General features: G+C 60.8%; 26 protein-coding genes. 19 read left to right on the top strand and 7 right to left on the bottom strand.

Going from position 1 to position 23,257, the window contains the following annotated elements:
* Positions 1-45: 45 nt before the first annotated feature.
* The 3 genes from hda to AC2LD7_RS14335 all read right to left on the bottom strand — a co-directional run bounded on the left by hda (position 46) and on the right by AC2LD7_RS14335 (position 3,031).
* Entirely contained in the window at positions 46-750 is a 705-nt protein-coding gene (gene hda / locus AC2LD7_RS14345) for a DnaA regulatory inactivator Hda (protein WP_484598406.1), read from the bottom strand.
* Positions 747-1,844, bottom strand: a complete 1,098-nt coding sequence (locus AC2LD7_RS14340; RefSeq protein WP_484598405.1) for an AI-2E family transporter — start codon at positions 1,842-1,844, stop codon at positions 747-749. Before AC2LD7_RS14340 ends, hda begins: the two co-directional genes overlap by 4 nt.
* A gap of 131 nt (positions 1,845-1,975) precedes the next feature.
* Positions 1,976-3,031, bottom strand: coding sequence for a DUF2066 domain-containing protein (locus AC2LD7_RS14335; protein ID WP_484598404.1), 1,056 nt, complete (start codon positions 3,029-3,031; stop codon positions 1,976-1,978).
* A gap of 324 nt (positions 3,032-3,355) precedes the next feature.
* Here AC2LD7_RS14335 and purM point away from each other — a divergent pair, with 324 nt between their 5' ends.
* Genes purM through dapC form a run of 5 tightly spaced genes read left to right on the top strand, consistent with a single transcriptional unit; the run spans position 3,356 to position 7,750 of the window.
* Positions 3,356-4,414 carry a phosphoribosylformylglycinamidine cyclo-ligase gene (purM, locus tag AC2LD7_RS14330; RefSeq protein WP_484598403.1) on the top strand — a complete coding sequence of 353 codons (1,059 nt, stop codon included), beginning with the start codon at positions 3,356-3,358 and terminating at the stop codon, positions 4,412-4,414.
* Entirely contained in the window at positions 4,414-5,061 is a 648-nt protein-coding gene (gene purN / locus AC2LD7_RS14325) for a phosphoribosylglycinamide formyltransferase (protein ID WP_484598402.1), read from the top strand. Before purM ends, purN begins: the two co-directional genes overlap by 1 nt.
* 8 nt (positions 5,062-5,069) lie before the next feature.
* Entirely contained in the window at positions 5,070-5,780 is a 711-nt protein-coding gene (locus tag AC2LD7_RS14320; protein ID WP_484598401.1) for a DUF3108 domain-containing protein, read from the top strand.
* A gap of 55 nt (positions 5,781-5,835) precedes the next feature.
* Positions 5,836-6,501 (top strand): COG3650 family protein, encoded by a 666-nt coding sequence (locus tag AC2LD7_RS14315; protein WP_484598400.1) that lies wholly within the window; start codon positions 5,836-5,838, stop codon positions 6,499-6,501.
* A gap of 52 nt (positions 6,502-6,553) precedes the next feature.
* On the top strand, positions 6,554-7,750 hold the full coding sequence (dapC, locus tag AC2LD7_RS14310) for a succinyldiaminopimelate transaminase (RefSeq protein ID WP_484598399.1): 1,197 nt from the start codon (positions 6,554-6,556) through the stop codon (positions 7,748-7,750).
* A gap of 36 nt (positions 7,751-7,786) precedes the next feature.
* On the opposite strand, the gene AC2LD7_RS14305 is transcribed toward dapC, so the two are convergent.
* A complete protein-coding gene (locus tag AC2LD7_RS14305) occupies positions 7,787-7,933 on the bottom strand; it encodes a hypothetical protein (RefSeq protein ID WP_484598398.1) in 147 nt (48 codons plus the stop codon).
* A gap of 11 nt (positions 7,934-7,944) precedes the next feature.
* Positions 7,945-8,190 (bottom strand): hypothetical protein, encoded by a 246-nt coding sequence (locus AC2LD7_RS14300; protein ID WP_484598397.1) that lies wholly within the window; start codon positions 8,188-8,190, stop codon positions 7,945-7,947.
* A 138-nt stretch (positions 8,191-8,328) separates the two neighbouring features.
* Between AC2LD7_RS14300 and AC2LD7_RS14295 the strand changes: the two genes are divergently transcribed.
* The 5 genes from AC2LD7_RS14295 (at position 8,329) to AC2LD7_RS14275 (ending at position 11,951) form a co-directional block, all read left to right on the top strand.
* Positions 8,329-8,661: a thioredoxin family protein gene (locus AC2LD7_RS14295; protein ID WP_484598396.1), complete on the top strand. Its 333-nt coding sequence runs from the start codon at positions 8,329-8,331 to the stop codon at positions 8,659-8,661.
* A 130-nt stretch (positions 8,662-8,791) separates the two neighbouring features.
* Positions 8,792-9,163 carry an ArsC family reductase gene (locus AC2LD7_RS14290; protein WP_484598395.1) on the top strand — a complete coding sequence of 124 codons (372 nt, stop codon included), beginning with the start codon at positions 8,792-8,794 and terminating at the stop codon, positions 9,161-9,163.
* Positions 9,164-9,206: 43 nt separating this feature from the next.
* The gene (gene dapD, locus AC2LD7_RS14285; RefSeq protein WP_484598394.1) at positions 9,207-10,241 is read left to right on the top strand and encodes a 2,3,4,5-tetrahydropyridine-2,6-dicarboxylate N-succinyltransferase; all 1,035 of its coding nucleotides are present in this window, start codon (positions 9,207-9,209) and stop codon (positions 10,239-10,241) included.
* Between the two features lie 94 nt (positions 10,242-10,335).
* On the top strand, positions 10,336-11,541 hold the full coding sequence (locus AC2LD7_RS14280; RefSeq protein ID WP_484598393.1) for an aminotransferase class V-fold PLP-dependent enzyme: 1,206 nt from the start codon (positions 10,336-10,338) through the stop codon (positions 11,539-11,541).
* A complete protein-coding gene (locus AC2LD7_RS14275; protein ID WP_484598392.1) occupies positions 11,538-11,951 on the top strand; it encodes a SufE family protein in 414 nt (137 codons plus the stop codon). The genes AC2LD7_RS14280 and AC2LD7_RS14275 overlap by 4 nt, the downstream gene beginning before the upstream one ends.
* A 54-nt stretch (positions 11,952-12,005) precedes the next feature.
* Here the strand turns inward: AC2LD7_RS14275 and tcdA are convergent, their stop codons facing one another.
* Positions 12,006-12,812 (bottom strand): tRNA cyclic N6-threonylcarbamoyladenosine(37) synthase TcdA, encoded by an 807-nt coding sequence (tcdA, locus tag AC2LD7_RS14270; protein ID WP_484598391.1) that lies wholly within the window; start codon positions 12,810-12,812, stop codon positions 12,006-12,008.
* 225 nt (positions 12,813-13,037) lie between these two features.
* Here tcdA and dapE point away from each other — a divergent pair, with 225 nt between their 5' ends.
* From dapE to AC2LD7_RS14255, 3 genes are read left to right on the top strand one after another with little or no spacing between them, the layout of a single operon-like run.
* Positions 13,038-14,183 (top strand): succinyl-diaminopimelate desuccinylase, encoded by a 1,146-nt coding sequence (gene dapE, locus AC2LD7_RS14265; RefSeq protein WP_484598390.1) that lies wholly within the window; start codon positions 13,038-13,040, stop codon positions 14,181-14,183.
* Positions 14,177-14,986, top strand: a complete 810-nt coding sequence (locus AC2LD7_RS14260; RefSeq protein WP_484598389.1) for a putative RNA methyltransferase — start codon at positions 14,177-14,179, stop codon at positions 14,984-14,986. Before dapE ends, AC2LD7_RS14260 begins: the two co-directional genes overlap by 7 nt.
* 22 nt (positions 14,987-15,008) lie before the next feature.
* Entirely contained in the window at positions 15,009-15,380 is a 372-nt protein-coding gene (locus AC2LD7_RS14255; protein ID WP_484598388.1) for a hypothetical protein, read from the top strand.
* Between the two features lie 91 nt (positions 15,381-15,471).
* Here the strand turns inward: AC2LD7_RS14255 and AC2LD7_RS14250 are convergent, their stop codons facing one another.
* On the bottom strand, positions 15,472-15,681 hold the full coding sequence (locus AC2LD7_RS14250) for a cold-shock protein (RefSeq protein WP_014852307.1): 210 nt from the start codon (positions 15,679-15,681) through the stop codon (positions 15,472-15,474).
* 555 nt (positions 15,682-16,236) lie between these two features.
* Between AC2LD7_RS14250 and AC2LD7_RS14245 the strand changes: the two genes are divergently transcribed.
* The 6 genes from AC2LD7_RS14245 to trhA all read left to right on the top strand — a co-directional run bounded on the left by AC2LD7_RS14245 (position 16,237) and on the right by trhA (position 23,228).
* Positions 16,237-16,551 (top strand): hypothetical protein, encoded by a 315-nt coding sequence (locus AC2LD7_RS14245; RefSeq protein ID WP_484598387.1) that lies wholly within the window; start codon positions 16,237-16,239, stop codon positions 16,549-16,551.
* A gap of 265 nt (positions 16,552-16,816) precedes the next feature.
* Positions 16,817-17,203, top strand: coding sequence for a hypothetical protein (locus AC2LD7_RS14240; protein WP_484598386.1), 387 nt, complete (start codon positions 16,817-16,819; stop codon positions 17,201-17,203).
* 221 nt (positions 17,204-17,424) lie between these two features.
* Complete coding sequence (gene plsB, locus AC2LD7_RS14235) at positions 17,425-19,908, top strand: glycerol-3-phosphate 1-O-acyltransferase PlsB (protein ID WP_484598385.1); 2,484 nt, start codon at positions 17,425-17,427, stop codon at positions 19,906-19,908.
* A 163-nt stretch (positions 19,909-20,071) separates the two neighbouring features.
* Positions 20,072-21,706, top strand: coding sequence for a choice-of-anchor Q domain-containing protein (locus AC2LD7_RS14230; protein ID WP_484598384.1), 1,635 nt, complete (start codon positions 20,072-20,074; stop codon positions 21,704-21,706).
* A gap of 195 nt (positions 21,707-21,901) precedes the next feature.
* Entirely contained in the window at positions 21,902-22,588 is a 687-nt protein-coding gene (locus AC2LD7_RS14225) for a DUF4197 domain-containing protein (RefSeq protein WP_484598383.1), read from the top strand.
* 22 nt (positions 22,589-22,610) lie between these two features.
* Positions 22,611-23,228, top strand: a complete 618-nt coding sequence (gene trhA, locus AC2LD7_RS14220; protein ID WP_484598382.1) for a PAQR family membrane homeostasis protein TrhA — start codon at positions 22,611-22,613, stop codon at positions 23,226-23,228.
* Positions 23,229-23,257 lie beyond the last annotated feature (29 nt).

Below are 23,257 nucleotides of genomic sequence, written 5' to 3'. Positions count from 1 at the left end.
TTCGGTTGCACCCTCGGCGGAGCGCAACAGCTTGCAGCCAGTCTTTTACCAGCCGAGGGTTTCCTTGAGAAAGGGAATGGTCAGCTTACGCTGCGCCTGCAGTGACGCCTGATCGAGTCGATCGAGCAATTCGAATAGCGCGCTCATGTTGCGCGCGCCACGCGTGAGGATGAAGCGACCGACATCATCCGGCAGGTTCAGGCCGCGTCGCGAAGCGCGAAGCTGAAGAGCGCGCAGCTTGTCCTCGTCGGAAAGCTCCTGCAGTTGGAATACCAACGAAAGACTCAAACGCGACTTGAGGTCCGCTAGCTGCACCGCAATTTCTCGCGGTGAAGCATCGGCGGCGAGCAATAGACGCCGACCACTGTCACGCAGCCGGTTGAATAAATGGAAAAGCGCTTCCTCCCAGACCGGATCGCCCGCCACCGCATCCAGATCATCCAGACATACCAGCTCGCTCTGTTCCAAGTTGTCCAGCAGCGCCGGTCCATATTCGGCGACCTCGGAGAGCGGCAGGTAGACCGCCAGTTCACCTCGCTGCTCGACCCGCAAACAGGCGGCTTGCAATAGGTGGCTGCGCCCAACGCCGGCATTGCCCCAGAGATAGATCAGCTCGTCGGTCCAGCCAGCCTCGGGCGAACATACGCGCTCGACATAGCCCAGCGCGGCAGCATTGGCGCCCGGATAGTAATTAGCGAAGGTGGCATCGTCGCGTAGACGAATACCCAGAGGAAGCTGAACAGGTTTCATGTTTGGCTGGGTGGTTCGACCGGCGGCTCTGCGTAAAGATCGGAGAGTTTATAGAGATCATGTACGTGACGCAGCAGAACCATGATCACCGCCGCCACCGGTAGTGCCAGCAGAACCCCGGTAAAACCGAACAATTGCCCACCCGCCAGCACCGCGAAAATCACCGCGACCGGATGCAGCCCGATCCGATCACCCACCAGTAGCGGCGTCAGCAGCATGCCCTCGAGCATCTGTCCGACGGTGAACACCGCCGCAACGCCCAGCAACGGATAGGGCTCCAGACCGAACTGGAACAGCACCGCGATGATGGCTGCTGCGATACCGACCACGAACCCCATGTAAGGCACGATGCTCGCGAGACCAGCCAACACTCCGATCAACAACCCCAGCTCGACACCGACCAGCATCAGCCCGACGGAATAGACAACCGCCAGCGCCAGCATCACCAATAACTGGCCACGCAGGAAGGCTCCGATGACCTCATGGCATTCGCGCATCAGCGCCATGACGGTCTCCTCACGCCGCCTGGGCAGCAACGACCGCAACTTGGCCATGATCAGATCCCAGTCGCGCAGCAGGTAGAAGCAGACCACCGGCACCAACAGCAGATTGGCCAGCCAGGCCAGCCAGGCCAGCAAAGCGATGCTCGATGCAGTCGCCTGGCTGAGGATCACCGCTACCACGTCCTTTGTGCTGCCCAGATTTTCGGAAAACGCACTCTTTAGCTGATCGAAGCGCCAGAAATTCTCGTCGAGACCAAACTGCATCTGCACCCAGGGCAGCGCCGTCAGTTGCAGCCAATCGAGCCCCTGGGGTGCAAGCTGATAAAGGTGCATCAGCTGTTTGCCAAGCATCGGCACCAGCACCAACAACAACAGCAAGCACAGCAGAATGAACAGCGCAAAAACCACAATCACGCCCCAGGTCCGGGACAGCTTCCAGCGCTCCAGACGATCAACCAGAGGATCGCCCAGGTAGGCCAGCAGGATGCCTACTAGAAATGGCGAAAGGATTGGCGAAAGCTGATAAATCAACCAGCCGAGCAGCAACAATGCCGCCAGCCATAACCAGCGGTTGGTGTGAGTGATCGTCATGTTCAAGACGCCTTGCTCCAAGATGATTCGCAGGCTGTAGGACCGCTGCAGGCGAAAGGGATAAGTTGAATCGCCGTCGAGGTGTAAGTTCAGCGCGCGGTGCACACGAGCAAGGCGCCCCGGTTTCAGCGTTACCAGCGGTAGCGCAGCACCTCGCCCTTATCCAACTGCGGTGGCTGTTCGGCAGCAGGTTGACCCGGCTGTTCAAGCGGTGCCTCGGCATCAACCGGTTGCGCCTCGATTTCATCGGCAGGTATTTCCTGCAAACGCGCCAGTGCCAGCTGTGCGCGCAGTTGCTCAGGGCTGGCATTGAGGCGATACACCAGACGATCGTTTTCGACACGCTGCAGGCGAGCGTCGAAGGGTTCGAGCAGGCGATCCAGTTCGGCAAACCGCTCGACATCGGCGCCCAACACTTCAAGCGTAATCTCCGCTGTCTCGCCAGGCGCGACGCGGTATTGCGGGGCGAGGAACTTGCTGACCGCAAGCATCACGGCATCGGCCAAGGCGGCCCGGCTGTCGCCGTTCGTCTTGCCCTGCGTTTGCTTGTCGCCGAGCCAGAGTCGCCAATTCGCTTCCCAGGTTTCGCCGGATTGCCTGGCCATCACGGCTAGCAGCCCATCTGCATCGTAACGTTCGGACGCCTCGCGAAGCGCTTGCGGATCCGTCGACCCAACCGTCTCGGCAGTGGCCGCGAGTTGCTCGCTAAGATCGGCGAGCGGCAAACGCAGCGGCAAACCCCGATGGCTAGCAGCCGCTTGCAAGTCGGCAGAACCCTCCTGGGCATCACCGACGAGCTGCGAGCCGTTAGGCGACTCTCCAAGCCACCAGGTCAGAATGCTCGGACGGTCCGCGCCCCACAATGACAGACCGGCTGATCGCAGAGCGCGCTCGGTAGTGATCGGGTCAAAATTCACCACCACTGCATTGTCTTCGTAAGCGTATCTACCTATCAGCTGCTGCGGATCCTTGCGCAATTGCGCAACGGCCGCCTGATCCGTCTCGGCGTTACCCGTCAGGCGCAGTACCAGTGTGTCGAAGGCCTTGCGCAATGCCTCTTCGCGCTCTGCCGGCTGCTGGCTGGCAACCGGTTCGCGTACCTGGTACAGATCGCTGAGAGGTGCAGCCATGCCTGGAACGGCAACGATTGCGCAGCAGAGGGCCAATAGGGGAGGAATAAGACGCATGAAAGTACTCGCTGGCTGGCCAATCATGGGGAGCCCGCCGGTCGCGCGGAGGCAACCGGGTTCGGCCACGGTGAATCAAGCGTTATACCTTAAACAGGCGTCTGAATCGGGGCAACCGCCACACATATGAGTTGAGCAACGAGCGCCAAAGTCCATGCAGTTTTTTGCAGGCATGCCCTGCGAGATCGCGCGGGATGGCCGCTATGCGGCAAGCCTGATAAAATCGCGCGCTTTCCCAGACCGGTCCGGCGTCCTCGCCGCGTCGAGACAACAGCCTCGTTCCGACCCGGTCGCCCGCACTCTCCTCACAGGTCCGGATTTTTTATGAGCAAGCAACCTTCCATCAGCTACAAGGACGCCGGTGTCGACATCGATGCAGGCGAAGCGCTGGTCGAACGCATCAAGGGTGTTGCCAAACGCACCGCGCGTCCTGAAGTCATGGGCGGTCTGGGCGGTTTCGGCGCGCTCTGCGAAATCCCGGCTGGCTACAAACAGCCCGTGCTGGTGTCCGGTACCGATGGTGTCGGCACCAAACTGCGCCTGGCGCTGAATCTGAACCGTCACGACAGTATCGGCCAGGATCTGGTCGCCATGTGCGTCAACGATCTGGTGGTGTGTGGTGCCGAGCCACTGTTCTTTCTCGACTACTACGCCACCGGCAAGCTCAACGTCGACATCGCCGCCACCGTGGTCACCGGCATTGGCGCCGGCTGCGAACTGGCCGGCTGCTCGCTGGTCGGTGGCGAGACCGCCGAGATGCCCGGCATGTATGAAGGCGAAGATTACGATCTCGCCGGTTTCTGCGTCGGCGTGGTGGAAAAGAGCGAAATCATCGATGGCTCAAAGGTTACCGCTGGCGATGCACTGATCGCTCTGCCCTCCTCCGGTCCGCATTCCAATGGCTACTCACTGATCCGCAAGATCATCGAAGTCGCTGGGGCCGATATCGAGAACATCCAGCTCGACGGCAAGCCGCTCACTGAACTGCTGATGGCGCCGACCCGCATCTACGTCAAGCCGCTGCTCAAGCTGATCAAAGACACTGGCGCGATCAAGGCCATGGCCCATATCACTGGCGGCGGATTGCTGGACAACATTCCGCGTGTACTGCCCGATAACAGCCAGGCCGTGATCGACGTCGCCAGTTGGCAACGTCCAGCCGTATTCGACTGGCTGCAACAGCAGGGCAACGTCGACGAGCACGAAATGCACCGTGTACTCAACTGTGGCGTCGGGATGGTCATCTGCGTGGCGCAAGATCAGGTCGAGACGGTTCTCGCAAACCTGCGCAGCTCCGGCGAGTCGCCGTGGGTTATCGGTGAAATCGCATCGGCTGGCGAGGGTGCCGAACGCGTCTTGCTGAACAACCTGAAAAACCACTGATGAGCGCGCCATGCAATGTCGTGGTGCTGATCTCAGGGTCCGGCAGCAATCTTCAGGCCTTGATCGACAGCCTCGGCGAGGGCAACCCGACACGTATCTGCGCGGTCATCTCGAATCGCGCCGAAGCGTTGGGACTGCAGCGCGCACAAGCAGTCGGCATTGCTACCCACGTCGTACGACACAGTGACTTTGCCGACCGTGAAGCCTTCGATGCGGCATTGATGGAAATCATCGACACGCACGAGCCGCAACTGGTGGTGCTGGCCGGCTTCATGCGTATTCTCACGGCGGGCTTCGTTCGCCGCTACCAGGGCCGCCTGCTGAACATCCATCCATCTCTGCTACCGAAGTACAAAGGGCTGGACACCCACCGCCGTGCACTCGAAGCGGGTGATCTTGAGCACGGCTGCAGCGTGCATTTCGTCACCGAGGAGCTTGATGGTGGCCCCGTGGCAATACAAGCCGCATTCACCATCGACCCTGACGAAAGCATCGATACGCTGACCAGTCGGGTTCACGCGGCCGAGCACATTATCTACCCGTTGGCCGTTCGCTGGTTCGCTGAAGGCCGCTTGCGCCTTGCCGAGCAAGGCGCGATGCTGGACAACATTCCGTTGCCGACTACCGGCCATCTGTTACGAATCTAGGAGATATTATGCGTCGCGCCTTGCTGCTCGCTCTCGCCGCACTGGCCTTGCCGGTTCAGGCTCTGGAGCTCAAACCTTTCTCCGCCAGTTACACCGCCGACTGGAAACAGGTGCCTGTCAGCGGCACCGCACAGCGCAGCCTGGAAAAACTCGACGGCGATACCTGGCGGCTGGATTTCGAAGCTTCCATGCTGGTGGCCAGTTTCAATGAGCGCAGCACGTTCAGTATCGAAGGCGAAACCTTGGTGCCGCAGAGCTACCGCCTCAAGCGCAGCGGGCTTGGCAAGGGAAAGACGATCAAGCACGACTTCGACTGGGCCGCCAAACAGGTAGTGGGTGAAGATCGCGGCGATCCGGTCAAGCTGCCGCTCAACCGCGGTTTGTTGGACAAATCCACCTATCAGATCGCTCTGCAGGAGGCTGTGGCGGCTGGCGAGAAGAGCATGAGCTATCAGGTCGTCGATGGTGATGAGATCGAAACCTATGACTTCCGTGTACTCGGCGAAGAGAAAGTCAGCACTAAAGCCGGCCAGGTCGATGCGATCAAGGTCGAGCGAGTGCGCGATCCGACTCAGAGCAAGCGCCAAACGATTCTCTGGTTCGCCACCGACTGGGATTACCTGCTGGTGCGCTTGCATCAGATCGAGAAAGACGGCAAGGAATATCAGATCATGCTCGAAGAAGGCACTGTCGACGGCAAAGCCGTAAAAGGTAACTGATCCCCTGCGCCGGCCTGCCGGCGCAGCACTACCCGCCGCCACCACGAGTCTGTTCATGACCGCTTCCCGTGTCCTGCTGTTCGCCTTGCTACCGATTTTCGCCGGCTGTCAGTCGCTGTCATGGAACGATGAGCCTCCGGCGCCGCCAACCGAGCGGCTGCAGGGCGAAGTCACGCAGGCCGATGGCAAGTTACTGCTGCGCACTTGCCAAGGCCAGCGCAGCCTGGAGCTGCTGGATACCGGCACGACAGGCCTGCCGGACGATGCGCAGGTGCTTTTGGCGGACGGCGGCCAACCGTTGTTCGCAGACGTCCGTGGCAGTCTGATTTCACGACCCGACGGCAAGGGCCAGCTGCAGCTGAGCCAGGTCTATCGACTACAGGCCGAAGGTCCGGGCTGCAGTGCACCTGATTTCAAACAATTGATGCTGCGGGCTGGCGGCCACGAGCCGGGCTGGAGCCTGCGTATCACCCGTCAGGGCATGCTGCTCGAACGTCCTGGCCAACCACCGTTGGCCGTGCCCTATCTCGAGGAGCAACTACCCAGCGGTCAAACCAGTTTCAGCAGCGAAGCCAATAACCAGCGACTCAACCTCTGGGTCGCCCCGCAGCGCTGCATTGATACCGCCACTGGCGCTGTCAGCCACCTGACTGCCGAACTTCGCCTTGACGACCAGACCCTGCGTGGCTGCGCCTATTACGGCGGCGCGCGCAACGACTGAACTTATCGAAGCGCGTTGCTGCGCGCCTATTGACGTTTCGAAGACCCCAACAATGAATGACGCCCTGACCCTGCTGCAGCCCTACCCATTCGAAAAACTCCGTGGCCTGCTCGCCGACGTACAACCAGCGGCCGACAAGCGCCCTATCGCCCTTTCGATCGGCGAACCGAAACACCGCTCGCCGGATTTCGTTGCCCAGGCGCTGGCCGACAACCTCGACCAGTTGGCGGTGTATCCAACTACGTTGGGCATTCCCGCGCTACGCGAATCGATCGCTGGCTGGTGCGAACGCCGCTTCGGCTTGGCTGAGGGCGCAATCGACCCAGCGCAGCACGTGCTACCCGTCAACGGCACCCGCGAGGCACTGTTCGCCTTTACCCAGACCGTGGTCAATCGCGGACCGGATGCATTGGTGGTCAGCCCCAACCCCTTCTACCAGATCTATGAAGGTGCGGCCCTGCTGGCCGGCGCGACACCGCATTACCTGCCGTGCAACGTCGAGAATGGTTTCAACCCGGACTTCGACGCGGTCTCGGCCGATACGTGGAAGCGCACACAGATTCTTTTTCTCTGCTCACCTGGCAACCCTACCGGCGCCCTGGTGCCGCTCGACACCCTGAAGAAGCTGATCGCATTGGCCGATGAGCACGATTTCGCTATCGCCGCCGACGAGTGCTACAGCGAATTGTATTTCGATGAAAACCAGCCGCCGGCAGGTCTGCTGACGGCATGCGCAGCGCTCGGTCGCGATGATTTCAAGCGCTGCGTGGTGTTCCACAGCCTGTCCAAACGTTCCAACCTGCCCGGCCTGCGCTCCGGCTTTGTCGCGGGTGACGGGGAGATTCTCAAGGCCTTCTTGCTTTATCGCACCTATCACGGCTGCGCCATGCCAGTGCAGACGCAACTGGCCAGCATCGCCGCCTGGAACGACGAAGCGCACGTACAGGCTAACCGCCAGATGTACCGGGAAAAATTCGATGCGGTGCTGGATATCCTCGCACCGGTAATGGATGTACAGCGTCCCGATGGCGGCTTCTACCTTTGGCCGAAGACGCCTATCGACGACCAACGTTTTACCCGCGAGCTCTTCGCGCGCGAACACGTGACCGTGGTACCCGGCTCTTATCTGTCACGTGAAATCGACGGATTCAGCCCAGGGGCTGGCCGGGTTCGCATGGCACTGGTCGCGCCGCTCGCAGAATGCATCGAGGCCGCCAAGCGAATCCGCGATTTCGTCGCCACGCTGTAATGCCGGAGCCGGACGCTACGGCGTCCGGCGGGCAACTCAGGCGACGCCCGGCGGAATTTTGTCCTTGCCGTAATCCCGCAGTTTTTCCAGATTCTCTGGCTTCATGTGTTCAGGAATGTCCGCTGTGGTTGAATCATCACGCTTGTCATGATCATCCACGTCCGGCTTTTCTGGCTCGTTCATGCTGCCCTCCGTCAGATCGCGTTCTCTTCCCAGATCAGCTCGCCCTCGTCGTTGATCTCTCTCACCTTGGTCAGCGCCGCCTCGGCAGCGACATCCGCTTCCGAGGCAAGATCGAAACGCCGACCGTTGGCGACCTTGACCACATGGGCATTTTCATCCGTGCCACGGCGCTTCACAGCGATCACTGCCTCGAATGCGTCCTCGGCGGGCACCGCGGACGAAATGGCTTCATAGTTCTCGAAATGCTTGCGTGCCATACATGACCTCATCGTTGCGACTGTCATCAATGGACAACGCTCGAAGGGAAAAAGGTCGAACGGCTTCGAGACCCTGCAGCTGAACCGAGAGCCGCCGACGCGACTCCCATCTTTAACGTCATCACCGGGAGCCCAGCCATGCCCATGAATGAGATCTACAGCGCTAGCGCACCCTCGCGTGCGGAGGTGGACGCTCTGGAAGGCTTCACCCTGCTCGAATTCGGCACCGCCTGGTGCGGCCATTGTCGTGCGGCGCAGCCATTGCTAGCCGCTGCCATGGCCGAGCGCGACATTCGCCACCTGAAGGTCGAGGATGGTCCGGGGCGAGCGCTGGGCCGCTCTTTTCGCGTCAAGCTTTGGCCAACCTTGATTCTCATGCGCCAAGGGGAGGAGCTGGGGCGTGTTGTGCGTCCTACCAGTACCTCGGTCATCGAGGAGCTACTCAGCCATACGGATAATGCCGCGAGCTAGCGAGCCCCCTGCCCGTCAGGCCCTAACACCAAGCCAGATTAGTGCTGGTCCTGGCCCTCCAGGCGGCAGGCTTTGTCTCGTCATGGCATAATTCGCGACCCCAGTTTGGCCGAGGAGCGCGGAGCCCGTCATGCCCGATCGAAACAAAGGACTGTGTCTGTACGGCATCAAGGCCTGTGACACGATGAAAAAAGCCCGCACCTGGCTCGATGAGCAGGGGCTAAGCTATAGCTTTCATGATTACAAGAGCGCCGGCATCGACCGCGCCCACCTGGAAACCTGGTGCGAAGAACATGGTTGGCAGACCGTACTCAACCGTGCAGGCACCACCTTCCGCAAGTTGGACGACGCGCATAAGGCAGACCTCGATCAGGCGAAAGCCATCGAGTTGATGCTGGCTCAGCCGTCGATGATCAAACGCCCGGTACTCGACCTGGGCAACAAGACGCTGATCGGCTTCAAGCCGGATATATACGCTGCCGAACTGGCAGCCAAGAACTGAGACCCGCTCGCCGAGACGAGCGCGATTGATAAAAGGATTCCCTATGAGCACTACCCTATTCAGCCTGGCGTTCGGCGTCGGCACCCAAAACCGTCAGGGCAACTGGCTCGAAGTCTTCTACGCGCAACCACTGTTGCAGCCGGCCGGCGAACTGGTCGATGCCATCGCTCCGCTGCTCGACTATCAGGGCGGCAACCAGGCGATCACCATCAGCACCACCCAAGCCGCTCAGCTGGCCGATGCCGTGAAATCGATCGATGCCACGCAGCACGCGCTGCTGACCCGTCTCGCCGAAAGCCAGCGCCCGCTAGTTGTCACCCTGCTCGCAGACGATGCCGCGCTGACTTCCACCCCCGAGGCGTACCTCAAGCTGCATCTGCTCTCCCATCGCCTGGCCAAGCCGCACGGCTTGAATCTGACCGGCATCTTCCCGTTACTGCCCAACGTCGCCTGGACCAACCAGGGTGCGGTGGATCTGGCCGAGTTGGCCGAGCGCCAGCTGGAAGCCCGCCTGAAGGGCTACCTGCTGGAAGTCGTCTCGGTCGATAAATTCCCGAAGATGACCGATTACGTGGTGCCGGCAGGCGTCCGCATCGCCGACAGCGCGCGTATCCGTCTCGGCGCTTACGTGGGTGAAGGCACCACAGTGATGCATGAAGGCTTCATCAACTTCAACGCCGGCACCGAAGGGCCGGGCATGATCGAAGGCCGCGTTTCGGCTGGCGTCTTTGTCGGCAAAGGCTCGGACCTCGGCGGTGGCTGCTCGACTATGGGTACCCTGTCCGGCGGCGGCAACATCGTCATCTCCGTTGGTGAAGGCTGCCTGATCGGCGCCAACGCCGGCATCGGCATCCCGCTGGGCGACCGCAACACCGTGGAATCCGGCCTCTACATCACTGCTGGCACCAAGGTGAACCTGCTCGACGAGCAAGGCGAGCTGGTCAAAGTGGTCAAGGCGCGGGAACTGGCCGGCCAGACCGACCTGCTGTTCCGCCGCAACTCGCTGAGCGGCGCGGTCGAATGCAAGACCCATAAGTCCGCCATCGAGCTGAACGAGGCGCTGCACGCACATAACTAATAGAAAGGCAGCGGCAGGCTTTAGGCTGCAAGCGGCAGGCAGTAGCGCTTGTTCCTTTGCCTGTCGCCTGTCGCCTGTCGCCTGAGGCCGCTTTATGGCTCTAATTTCCCCCTGGCGTGCCGACTTCCCCGCCCTGGCTATTCTCGAAGCCCAGGGTCAGATCTACCTCGACAGCGCCGCTACCGCACAGAAGCCTCAGGCGCTGATCGATGCGCTGACCGGCTACTACACCTGCGGTACCGCCAACGTGCACCGCGCCCAGCATCAACCAGCTGAACGCGCGACCCGAGCTTTCGAAGATGCGCGAATCAAGGTCGCTCGATGGCTGAATGCGACGTGTCCGACCGAGATCGTATTTACCCGCGGCGCCACTGAGGCGCTGAACCTCCTCGCCTATGGCCTTGAGCATCTGATCGAGGCGGATGACGAAATCGTCATCAGCGCGCTGGAGCACCACGCCAATCTGCTGCCATGGCAGCAACTGGCGAAGCGCCGGAATGCGAAATTGCTGGTATTGCCGTTGGACAATCGCGGCGTGATCGACACGGAAGCCGCCGCCCGCCTCATCGGCCCACGAACTCGCCTGCTCGCAGTCAGCCAGCTGTCCAACGTCCTCGGCGTCTGGCAACCACTCGCCGAATTATTGCCGCTGGCTAAGGCCCAAGGCGCGCTGACGGTGGTGGACGGTGCTCAAGGCGTTGTGCACGGCCGGCACGACATGCAGGCGCTGGCCTGCGACTTCTACGTGCTGTCCAGTCACAAGCTGTACGGCCCCGAAGGCGTCGGTGCGCTCTATGGTCGCGGCGAGTCGCTTCTCAAGCTCAGGCACTGGCAATTCGGCGGCGAGATGGTGCGCGTGGCCGACTTTCACAGCGCCGATTTCCATGCCGCCCCGCTGGGCTTCGAGGCTGGCACGCCGCCTATCGGCGGTGTGATCGGGCTTGGCGCCACGCTCGATTACCTATCGAAACTGGATGCGGCCGCAGTAACAGGCCATGAACAGGCGCTGCATATGAAGCTGCTGGCGGGCCTGGCAGCACGCAACGGCGTGCGCGTACTGGGTGAACCGCAGGTGGCGTTGGCCAGCTTTACCGTCGATGGTGTTCATCACGGCGACCTTGCTCATCTGCTCACTGAGCAAGGCATCGCCGTACGCAGCGGGACTCACTGTGCGCAGCCACTGATGAAGACGCTTGGCGTTGACGGTGCGATTCGCGTCTCGCTCGGGCTCTATAACGATGGCGTGGATCTGGAGCGCTTCTTTGGCGCTATGGATCAGGCGTTGGAGATGCTGCGATGAGCGGGCCATCCAGCGCCGCCAACGAAACGCTGCAAAATTTCCAACAGGCGTCCAGCTGGGAACAGCGTGCCCGCCTGCTGATGCAGTGGGGTGACCGACTCGAGCCAATCAGCGACGACGAGCGTAAAGATGCCAATCTGGTAAGCGGTTGCGACAGCAAGCTCTGGCTGGTTGGCGAGCGCCGCGCAGATAAATGGTACTTCCGCGGCACCAGCGAGGCGCGCCTGCTGCGCGGCTTGCTCGCGGTCCTGCTGGTGCGAGTCAATGGCCTGCAAGCAAGCGAGCTGCAGCGGCTCGATGTGGCGGGCTGGTTCGGTCAGCTCGGGCTGGCGCGGCAACTTTCACCGTCCCGCGCAAACGGCGTTAATGCGGTGCTGCAGCGAATGTGCGAGCTGTCACTGGCCGAGTGATCGAATTCACCATTTTCGATGGGTTACGCCCTCGGCCCCGACCAGCCGAAACCATCAGCTTCGCGTGCGCTCCGCCGGCCGCCTGGCACCGGCAACAAGCTTGTCGACCGCCCGCGCCGCAGCCACCATGCCGAAACTGGCGGTGACCATCATCGCCGCGCCGAAGCCACCCGCGCAGTCGAGCTTTACGCCTTCGCCAACGAAGCTCTTGCTCTGACACACGCCGCCATCGGGCTTGGGATAACGCAACTGCTCGGTGGAAAACACGCAGGGCACGCTATAGGTCCGTCCGGGCGTACGAGAGAAATTGTACTCACGGCGCAGCAACGAGCGCACTTTCGCAGCCAGCGGATCGTTGAAGGTCTTGTTCAGGTCCGCAACCTGAATCTGCGTCGGGTCCACTTGCCCACCCGCCCCACCGGTGGCAATGATCTGAATCTTGCGCCGCTTGCACCAAGCAATCAGCGCGGCCTTGGCCGGCACACTGTCGATACAGTCGATGACGCAATTCATCTGCTCTGTGACGTATTCGGCCATGGTGTCGCGCGTAACGAAGTCGGCGACCGCGTGCACCACGCACGCCGGGTTGATGGCACGGATTCGCGCCGCCATCTCGTCAACCTTGGGCTTGCCCACAGCCCCTTCCAGCGCATGGATCTGCCGGTTGGTGTTGGTCACGCATACATCGTCCAGATCGAACAGACTGATCTCGCCGACGCCGCTACGCGCCAGCGCCTCCGCGGCCCATGAACCGACCCCGCCGATGCCGACCACGGCAACGTGCGCAGCCGCTAACCGCTCGAGCCCGGCAGAGCCATACAGGCGGGCAATCCCACCGAAACGCTGATCATCGATAGACATCCCGATACCCCAGAAAAACGTCCGCCGATTATAGAACCGCCGCGCCCCGCGATCACAACCTGCACGGTTCCCCCTCGGAAGGCCAAGCGGCGGCGCAGCACCATAAACAGATTACGCACCGAGGCGACGGTCTAGCCGTAGCCGTCCTTTCGTCTAGCTTTCAGCGCTCTTTTCGGCTGTTTTTAATTTAATATGGCGCCCTTTCCCCGCCAGCCCGGAGCCGTGATGAACGCCGCCCTCACCCCTACCCTCGAACTCGCCTGCGAGCTGATCAATCGCCCATCGGTAACCCCGCTGGACGAGGGCTGCCAGCAGCTGATGATCGAGCGTCTCGCGGCTTGCGGTTTCGCCATCGAGTCGATGCACATCGAGGACGTCGAGAACTTCTGGGCGATACGCGGCAAAGAAGGCCCGGTTCTGTGCTTCGCCGGCCATACCGACGTGGTGCCCACCGGCCCGCTACAGGCTTGGCAGAACCCGCCTTTCACGGCACGCATCGATGAGCAAGGCATGCTCCACGGGCGCGGCGCGGCGGACATGAAGGGCAGCCTGGCGTCGATGATCGTCGCGGTGGAACGCTTTACCGCTGACCATCCGGATCACAAAGGGCAGATAGCCTTTCTGATCACCAGTGATGAAGAAGGCCCGGCCCACCACGGCACCAAGGCGGTGGTCGAGCGTCTACGCGAGCGCAGCCAGCGACTGGATTGGTGCATCGTCGGCGAGCCTTCGAGTACCAAACTGGTTGGCGATGTGGTGAAAAATGGTCGCCGCGGCTCGCTCGGTGGCACCCTGACAGTCCGAGGCCAGCAGGGTCACGTGGCCTACCCGCATCTGGCGAAGAATCCAATTCATCTTGCTGCTCCAGCGCTGGCCGAACTGGCCGCCGAGCATTGGGACGATGGCAACCCATTCTTCCCGCCAACCAGCTTCCAGATTTCCAACCTGAATTCGGGCACCGGCGCCACCAACGTCATCCCCGGCACGCTGGAAGCGGTATTCAATTTCCGCTTCTCTACCGAGTCCACGGTTGAAGGTCTGAAACAGCGCACCGCGGCGATCCTCGACAAGCATGGCCTGGACTGGAGCGTCGATTGGGCGTTGTCCGGCCTGCCTTTCCTCACCGAGCCGGGTGATTTGCTCGATGCCGTCGCCGCAGGAATCCGCAGCGTTACCGGTCGCGAGACCACAGCTTCCACCAGTGGCGGCACATCCGACGGACGCTTCATCGCCACCCTCGGGACTCAGGTAGTGGAGCTCGGCCCGGTAAACGCGACCATCCATCAGGTCGATGAGCACATCCTCGCCAGCGATCTCGATCTGCTGACCGAGATCTACTACCAGACCCTGGTCAACCTGCTCGCATGCTGATCTGTCCCATCTGCCAGGCCGCGCTGAGCCAGGTCGACAATGGTGTCGCCTGCCCGGCTAATCACCGTTTCGATCGCGCCCGCCAGGGTTACCTGAACCTGCTGCCGGTGCAGCACAAGAACAGCCGCGACCCCGGTGACAACCAGGCCATGGTCGAGGCGCGACGGCGCTTTCTCGATGGCGGCCATTACGCACCGCTGGCCGCGCGCCTGGCGCAGTTGGCGGCCGATCGCTCACCGCAACGCTGGCTGGATATAGGATGCGGCGAAGGTTACTACACGGCGCAAATGGCCCAAGCGCTGCCGGATGCCGATGGCTGTGCGCTGGATATTTCCCGAGAGGCGGTCAAGCGCGCCTGCAGACGTGCGCCGCAGTTGGATTGGCTGGTTGCGAGCATGGCTCGCGTGCCGCTGGCCGATGCCAGCTGCGATCTGCTCGCCAGCGTGTTCAGCCCGCTGGACTGGAACGAAGCCCGGCGCCTGCTCGCACCCGGCGGCGGTCTGCTGCGCATGGGCCCGACCCGCGACCATCTTTGGGAACTGCGCGGCCTGCTGTATGACGAAATACGTGACTACGATGACGAAAAACACCTGTCGCTGATCCCCGAAGGCATGCACCTCGCCCACAGCGAGACCCTGTCGTTCGAGCTGCAACTGGATAGCGCCCAAGCCCGCGCCGATCTGCTAGCCATGACTCCACACGGCTGGCGCGCCAGCGCGGAGCGCCGTACGGCGGTGATCGACGCGCCATTGCACGTGCGGGTTGCGATACGCTACGACTGGATTCAGCGTGACCAGCACTAAACCACACACAAGGCAGCCGCCCATGCGTCAACCGGACATCGAGATCTACCTCAGGGACGCCAGCCAGGGCGCCGTTACCGATTGGCTGACCCAGGCGGTTGGCCCCTGCTCACCCTGGCAACCAAAGGGTCAGACGTTCAAATGCAAAGCCGGTGAGATTCCGGTGACCTGGCTGCCCAAGGCTGTCGGCAAATGGCACAGTCTGCTGCTGGAAAGCGACGCCACGCCGTGGGAAGACGACATCGCATGCGCCCGCGCCGCGTTTCAGTCGCTGAAAGTGGAAATCCGCTGCGCCCCCGGTGGCTGGCAGGAAGAAGAGTCAGTGGAAGATGCCGACCGTTGGATGAGTGTGAGCGAGCGCGGCGAAGAGGAAATCGTCTGGCGAACCGATTGAGCCCGATACATTCGGTGCGATATCGGACATAACGCCAGCGCATGAAAAAGCCCGTCGATCGACGGGCTTTTTCCATTGTCGCGGTTGGCTGTCAGAGCCCCGCTACATCCTCGGCCTGCAAGCCTTTCTGGCCCTGGGTTACCGAGAATTCCACCTGCTGACCTTCGGCCAGAGAGCGGTGGCCTTCGCCACGAATAGCCTGATAGTGAACAAACACATCCGCACCACTACCACGCTGGATGAATCCATAACCCTTGGCATCGTTGAACCATTTAACGGTTCCGGTCTCGCGCTCAGCCATCCTACTTCTCCAACTCGATTCTTATTATTCCCCGTTTGGGGACGGAACGATCAGGCCCGACCCACTGAGTCCGCCTGCCTCGGCAATATACCGAAGCAGGCATGACAAGCGCGTTTCAGACCGTTCGCCGGCCGAGTATAGAACAGGAACAATTCTCGTCTGCGAGTTTTTTCCGGGCGTTGAAGCCAATGCCGACCGCGAAGCTGCCTGGCGGTGTAGATGAGTTAGAGGGGCGTTCCAAGCGCATCTGCGCCATCAACCCACCGACCTGAACAGACCTGCCGTGCACTACCGCCACAACCACACAACTCCGTAGGAGGATGCAACCCATCAAACTCACCGAAGCAGCTCAATCAGCCCGTCCTACGCCGGCGCCATAATCACCACGGCAGAACACCCCGCGTCAGCACCAGTGGGGACCATCGATTCGTGCGCTGGCGTTCGGGTTGTACTAGCCTCAACCCGGCCCTCACATGAGCAAGGTCAGCAACTCCAACGGCTGACGCACTGACAAAATCGATATAGCGAACCCGAATCCTGCTGGAGAAAGCCTGAATGATCATAGCCATCACCACGTTCCGGTTGCCCAAACCCATCACGCGGAGCGAGGCGCGCGAGATATTCCTGAGCACAGCACCGACATACCAAGGCGTGGCCGGTCTCGTCCGAAAGCATTACGTTCTTTCTGAAGACGGGAGCACAGCCGGCGGAATCTACCTGTGGAATTCCCAAGCCGAAGCGGAGGCGATGTACACCGAAAGTTGGAAAGTTTTTGTGCAGGAGAAATACGGCACGGAGCCGTCGGTCGCCTACTTCGACAGCCCTGTCGTGGTCGACAACATTACCCGACAAATTGTCTCGGATGACTAGCTTGCCTGAGCACGCTTACACAGCACCAAACACAGACACCTAGCCCCTCGTCGAACGGACTGCCTTAGGCTGCCGCTCATGTCGCACGTGCGACTTACGCCAGAGACGTTGCGATACTCCCTACCGTACAAGTAGCGCCCGTCATCAAGTCCGGCGGCTTCGACGAGCCGTTCTGTTTTATTAGACAGGACTACTCCATGCCTGGTTTTCAAGGCGTGAATCAGGCCATCCGCCTGACAATCATTCCAGCCAACGCCATATTGGCGTGGCTGAACTCAAACGTCAGGACGCCATGAACCGATCGTTGATCCTCCCCTTTCTAGTTGCTGCTCTAGCAGGCGGTGGTATCTGGGCATTGTCTCCCTTGATCACCGGACATGCTGAGCCATGGGATGCAAGCGGCATTTACTACACTGCGGCTCTGGTTTTATCTGGATTCCTGTCAGGCCTTCTCGCCGCAACGCCGCTCTGGTTGCTCTACGTTGGCAGCATCTTCGGGCAGGTCATGTACCTATTTCTGTTCTTGCCGTCAGGCCCACTGATAATCGTTGGCCTCGTATTCCTGTTGTTATGGTCGTTGTTATTTCTGGGCGGTGCCTATATGGGTTCTCGCGTTCGAGGGCGTTTTAGCCGTCGTCCAAGCGCGAGCTGACAATTCTTGCAGAGTTGGATAACGCGAGGCTTACCACCAACAGGCACGAACATTTTTCTGTACGTCGTAGGCGCATCATCGCTTCGGTGAAAAACGCTTTGCGGTTTTTTCCCCAACGCGAAGTCACTCATCCGAGCGTCAGACATTTTGCCCGCCACCCTCGCTTGCGGCACACTTGCGCCCTTCGAGGGCACCGCCCTTTTTCTAGCCGAATCTGCCGTATGACCCGTTCTCCATTCCGCCGTCTGATCTTCTCCATCGTGCGCCGCGTGCTGTATTTCTGGGTTCGCTCGGAAACCATCAACCAGTCCGCTTTCACCCTCAAGCTGGACCGCAGCAAGCCGGTGTTCTACGTGCTGCAGCGCGCGTCGCTGAGCGATCTGGCGGTGCTCGATCATGAATGCAGCAAGGCCGGATTGCCGCGTCCGGTGGCTGAGGTAGCGGTGGGGGATCACGTCGAGCCGGCGGCTTTCATCTTTCTCAATCCGGCTGCCAGTTGGTTCGGCACTCGAACGCGCGTCGAGCCGCCCGCGCCGTTGGTACGCCTGATAGGCGCGTTGGAACAGAACGCGGTGGACAACGCGCAGATCATTCCGGTGACCGTGTTCTGGGGGCAGAATCCCGCTCGTGAAACCAGTCCCTGGAAGCTGCTGTTCGCAGACAGCTGGGCTGTGACCGGACGGCTGCGCAAGCTACTCAGCATCGTCATGCTTGGCCGCAAAACGCGCGTGCAATTCTCCACGCCGATTCAGCTCAACGAGCTGGTGGCGCAGAACAAGGGCCACGAGCGAACCCTGCGCATGGCCCATCGAATGCTGCGAGTGCATTTCCGCAACCAGAAGACGGCGGTGATCGGCCCTGATCTGTCGCACCGCCGCAACCTGGTCAAAGGTCTGGTGCATGCACCACAGGTCCGCCAGGCGATAAAAGACGAAGCCGAGCGCGAGAACATCCCATTGGAAAAGGCAGAGGCCCGCGCGCTGCGCTATGGCAACGAAATCGCGTCGGATTACGCCTACACCGCCGTGCGCTTCATTGAGGTGGTGCTGTCCTGGTTCTGGAACAAAATCTACGACGGCATTCGCGTCAATCATCTGGAGCCGCTCCAGGAGGCGGTGCAGGGCTACGAGGTCATTTATGTACCTTGCCATCGCAGCCATATCGACTACCTGCTGCTTTCCTATTTGCTCTTCCGCAACGGCCTGACGCCGCCGCACATCGCCGCCGGGATCAACCTCAACATGCCGGTGATCGGCAGCTTGCTGCGCCGCGGCGGTGCCTTTTTCATGCGTCGCACATTCAAGGGCAATCCGCTCTATACCTCCGTTTTCAACGAATACCTGCACACCTTGTTCAGCCGTGGTTTCCCGGTGGAATACTTCGTCGAGGGCGGGCGCTCGCGTACCGGGCGCATGCTGCAGCCCAAGACCGGCATGCTTGCGATCACGCTGCGCAGCTATCTGCGCTCCTCGCGTCTGCCGATTCTCTTCGTCCCGGTTTATATCGGTTACGAACGGGTGCTTGAAGGCCGCACTTATCTCGGCGAGCTGCGCGGCGCGGCGAAGAAAAAGGAATCGATTTTCGACATCTTCAAGGTGATCGGCGCGCTCAAGCAGCGCTTCGGCCAGGTGTGGGTGAATTTCGGCGAGCCGCTGAAACTCAACGAGTTTCTTGAGAAGGAGCAACCGGGCTGGCGCCAGCAGAACCTGGCGCCGAACTTCCGTCCGGAGTGGCTTAACGAGACCACCAATCGCTTGTCCGAACGCATCGCTCAACGGCTCAACGAAGCAGCAGCGGTCAATCCAGTCAACTTGGTGGCGCTGGCAATGCTCTCCACCAGCCGTCAGGCACTGGACCGACGCTCGTTGGCGCGCATCCTCGATGTCTACCAGAACTTGCTGCGCACTGTGCCCTACTCGCCTCACACCACGCTGCCGGACGGCGACGGCGAAGCGTTGATTCATTATGTGAAGGACCTGGGCCTGCTGGCCGAGCAAAAGGACGCGCTGGGCAACATCCTTTATCTGGATGAGCAGAACGCCGTTCTGATGACCTACTACCGCAACAATGTGATGCATATCTTTGCATTGCCGGCGTTACTGGCGAGCTTCTTCCAGAGCAGCGGGAGAATCAGCCGCGAGCAGATCTTGCGCTTCACCGAGGCGCTGTATCCGTACCTGCGCGCCGAGCTGTTCATTCGCTGGGAGCCGGAAGAGCTCGAGGCGGTGATCGATCAATGGCTAGCCGCCTTCGTCGAACAGGGTCTGCTCAAGCTCGATGGCGAAACCTATGTGCGGCCGGCGCCTAGCTCACGTCAGTTCGTGCTGTTGACGCTGCTGGCGCGGGTAATCGTGCAGACACTGCAACGCTTCTACATGGCGATTTCGCTTTTGCTCAATAGTGGTCAGCACAGTCTTGACGCCGAAGAGCTGGAAACCCTTTGCACGGTCATGGCCCAGCGCCTGTCGATTCTGCACGGACTCAACGCACCGGAGTTCTTCGACAAAAGCCTGTTCCGCCACTTCATCAAAACGCTCCAGGACCAGGATGTGCTTCGCCAGGACGCAGCCGGCAAGCTCGGCTATCACGACAAGCTCGGTGAGCTGGCTGAAGGCGTCGCCAAGCGTGTGCTACCGGCGGAGATTCGCCTGTCGATCCGCCAGGTAGCCCTGGAACGCCACGAGGATGAACTGCCGGCGGATTAGCCCGACCTATGCGTCCGAGCCGGGAGCGCCGGCCTTGACGCGTGAACCGCGCTAATGGTTGTCAGGCTTAATGCCGAAACAATCATTCGGGCTTACATACACCGTCCATAATCAGCAAGGCTTCCCCTTAAACCCCTTGGTTAAACGCCACGAGGAGGCCTGCATGACACGCGCCAACGCTATCGCCCTGTTCCTTGCAGCCGGTCTAGGCGGCTGCGCAACACCCGACCTGACCAACCTGACACCGACCTCTACGGCGCGCTCGCTAGTGCCGCTGTATCCCTTGCGGGCGCAGGTTGACGGGCGCGGCAATCGTATCGCTCATGTCAACGCGGTTATTCATGGCATGCCCTGGTCGATGATGGCGTTACCCAGCGGTCAGCACGCAGTCGGCTACTTCGCCGATACTTGTGAAACCAACATTCCCTACCACTTCAGCGTCGGTTATCAGCGTCGCAATTTGCTCGGTTCCGGCTACTCCAGCACGGTTCAGGAAAAGCGCTTTCCAGAAGCCTCCGGTTACGTCCTGAATATCACTGGCGATCCTGCTCCAGAAGGCTGTGCGGCCCCGATCGGATTGACGTTGCGAGTCGACCACACGGCAGATGAGGTAGACATCGAGCCCGGCGATAGTCGCTGCGTGACCGTTTCCAATCACTGCACGCTCAGGGCGGCAGTCATGGAAAGCAACGCCAGTCAGGGCCACGACCTCATCGAGGTGCCGCCAGGGCGCTATCTACTTTCGTTGACGGGCAGCGAAACCGCTGATGTGGCAAACGATGCGATCGGTGACCTGGATATCACTGACGGCCTGACAGTGATGGGCCTTGGCCGCGCGGCAAAAAATGATGACCTTTCGGTGATTATCGACGGCGGCGAGATCGACCGGATTTTCGATATATACGCCGGGGCTCCGCAGGCCGTAACACTCGCTTACCTGCGGCTGGAAAACGGCCGACCAATGAATAGCGGTGGAGGCGCCATCTGGAACCGTGGCAACTTGCGGATGGACCGGATGCTGCTCCGCGCTAACCACATTGACTATGAGCTCGAATATTCCTGCGCTGCGTTTCCCAGCAGACGACTCTGCAATCGCGGCGGTGGTCTATTCAACGAGGGCCAGGCGCTGATTGCACGCTCGACGATCGAAAGGAACTCTACCGGCGATGTATCAGGCCACGGCGGAGGCATTTCCAACATGGGCAGCAACGCGCAGCTCTTTTTGCGAAGCAGTCTGGTTACCGCCAATGATGCCCGCTTCTGGGGCGGCTTGGTGAACTATCAGGGTCTGGTCGACATACAGAATTCAACATTCGCCGATAACCAGAGCACCACCAGCGGCGTACGCGCTGCGGAAATTGGAAATGCGGAGGGTCGGGTAGCCATCCGAAATTCGACCTTCAGCAATCCGTCGCAACTTTTCAGCCATTCGGGTGCGGGAACATTTCGTCTAGCCAACAGCCTGGTCGAAATCAAAACCTTCAACGATGTGCCCTTCTGCAGCGGTACGCTGACCAGCGGCAGCTTCAATGTCATTGGCGGCTCCAGCGACCTGGCCGATATTTTCAGCGGCTGTGGCTTCACACCGTCCACTGCGGACGAGACCGAAATACGCCTCAGCCTCGGCGCGCTGCAGGATAACGGTGGCCCAACCCGAACCATGGCTCTGCGTGAGCCGTACGAAGACAGCCCCTACTTCGACCCCATCGATATGGGTGGCGTACTGTGTCCCGAGACCGATCAGCGTGGTATGCCGCGCGATGACGGCAGCTGTGACGCGGGCGCTTTCGAATTCTGACGCAACCGGCGATGAAGTCAGCTCATCGCAGCCCATTCAGCCATTACGCCAGCCCGCTCGAACGGCAGCTGGCGAGCTGGCGCGGGTGAATGCCTCACAGCTGGCATGGCTATTCCGGCAAACCATCCGCCTGGCACGATGAGCCCACACTTTGTAAGCTCCCCGTTCGCTGCATCCATTCCAGAGGATTCAATCATGCTTCGCATCACGGCTCTTATCGGCAGCCTTCTGCTCTCTGCCGGGGCGCACGCCCTGTCGCTATCCGACACCAGCCAAGGCGATGCCAACGCCGGCCTCAAGGATGCCCTGAGCCAAGGCGCCAAGGTTGCCGTGGAGCAACTAGGGCGCCCCGGCGGTTTCAGCGAGGATCCGGATCTGCGCATCGAGCTGCCGGGCAACATCGGCAAGGCGTCGCGCATGCTGAAGATGATGGGCATGGGTGCCCAAGTCGAAGCGCTGGAAAACGGCATGAACCAAGCGGCCGAAGCGGCTGTGCCACAAGCCCAGGCGCTGCTGCTGGAGGCGGTCCGCAAAATGACTGTCGCAGATGCCAAGGCGATTCTGGCCGGTGGCAACGATTCGGCGACTCAATACCTGAACAAAACCAGCCGCGAGCAGATCCGCGCGAAGTTCCTGCCCATCATCAAGCAAGCCACCGATCAAGTCGGCGTCGCCCAGCAATACAACGCATTGGCGGCAAAGGCCTCAGGCCTCGGCGCGATGGATGCCAAGTACGGCACCGTCGAGGGCTACGTGGCCGAGCAGGCCCTCGATGGGCTGTTCACCGTCATCGCCGAGCAAGAGGCAAGCATTCGTCAGAACCCGGCCCAGGCGGCCACCAGCGTGGCGAAGAAAGTCTTCGGCGTGTTGACGGGCAACTGATCGACGAGGTTGGCGAGTACAGATGTACCACGGAGAAAAATTCAACGCCTGGACGCACCTTGCCGGTGGCGTGCTGGCCCTGATCGGAACGGTCTGGTTGTTGGTATTGGCCGTCATGGACGGCGATCTGGCAAAGATCGTCAGCGTGGCGATTTACGGCTTTACGCTGGTGCTGCTGTACAGCACCTCGACGCTCTATCACAGCGTGCGCGGTCGGGCGAAGACGATCATGCAGAAGCTCGATCACCTGTCGATCTATCTGCTGATCGCCGGCAGCTACACGCCCTTCTGCCTGGTCACGCTGCGTGGCGCATGGGGCTGGTGGCTGTTCGGTATCGTCTGGTCATTGGCGGTGATCGGCATGCTGCAGGAGATCAAGCCGCGCTCTGAAGCTCGGGTCCTGTCGATCATCATCTATGCAGTGATGGGCTGGATCGTGCTGGTAGCAGTCAAACCACTGCTCGCCGCACTTGGCACGGCCGGCTTCAGCTGGCTGGCCGCCGGTGGGGTTTTCTACACGGTTGGGATCATTTTCTTCGCTTTCGATCAGCGCTTCCGCCACTGGCATGGCATTTGGCATCTGTTCGTCATCGCCGGTAGCCTGCTGCATTTCGTGGCGATATTGCGCTACGTCGTCTAGCCGGTCGTTCCCTCCTAACGCAATCGAAC

It is taken from the genome of Stutzerimonas sp. (assembly GCF_982611455.1).
This window is presented reverse-complemented; position numbering and strand designations above follow the sequence as displayed.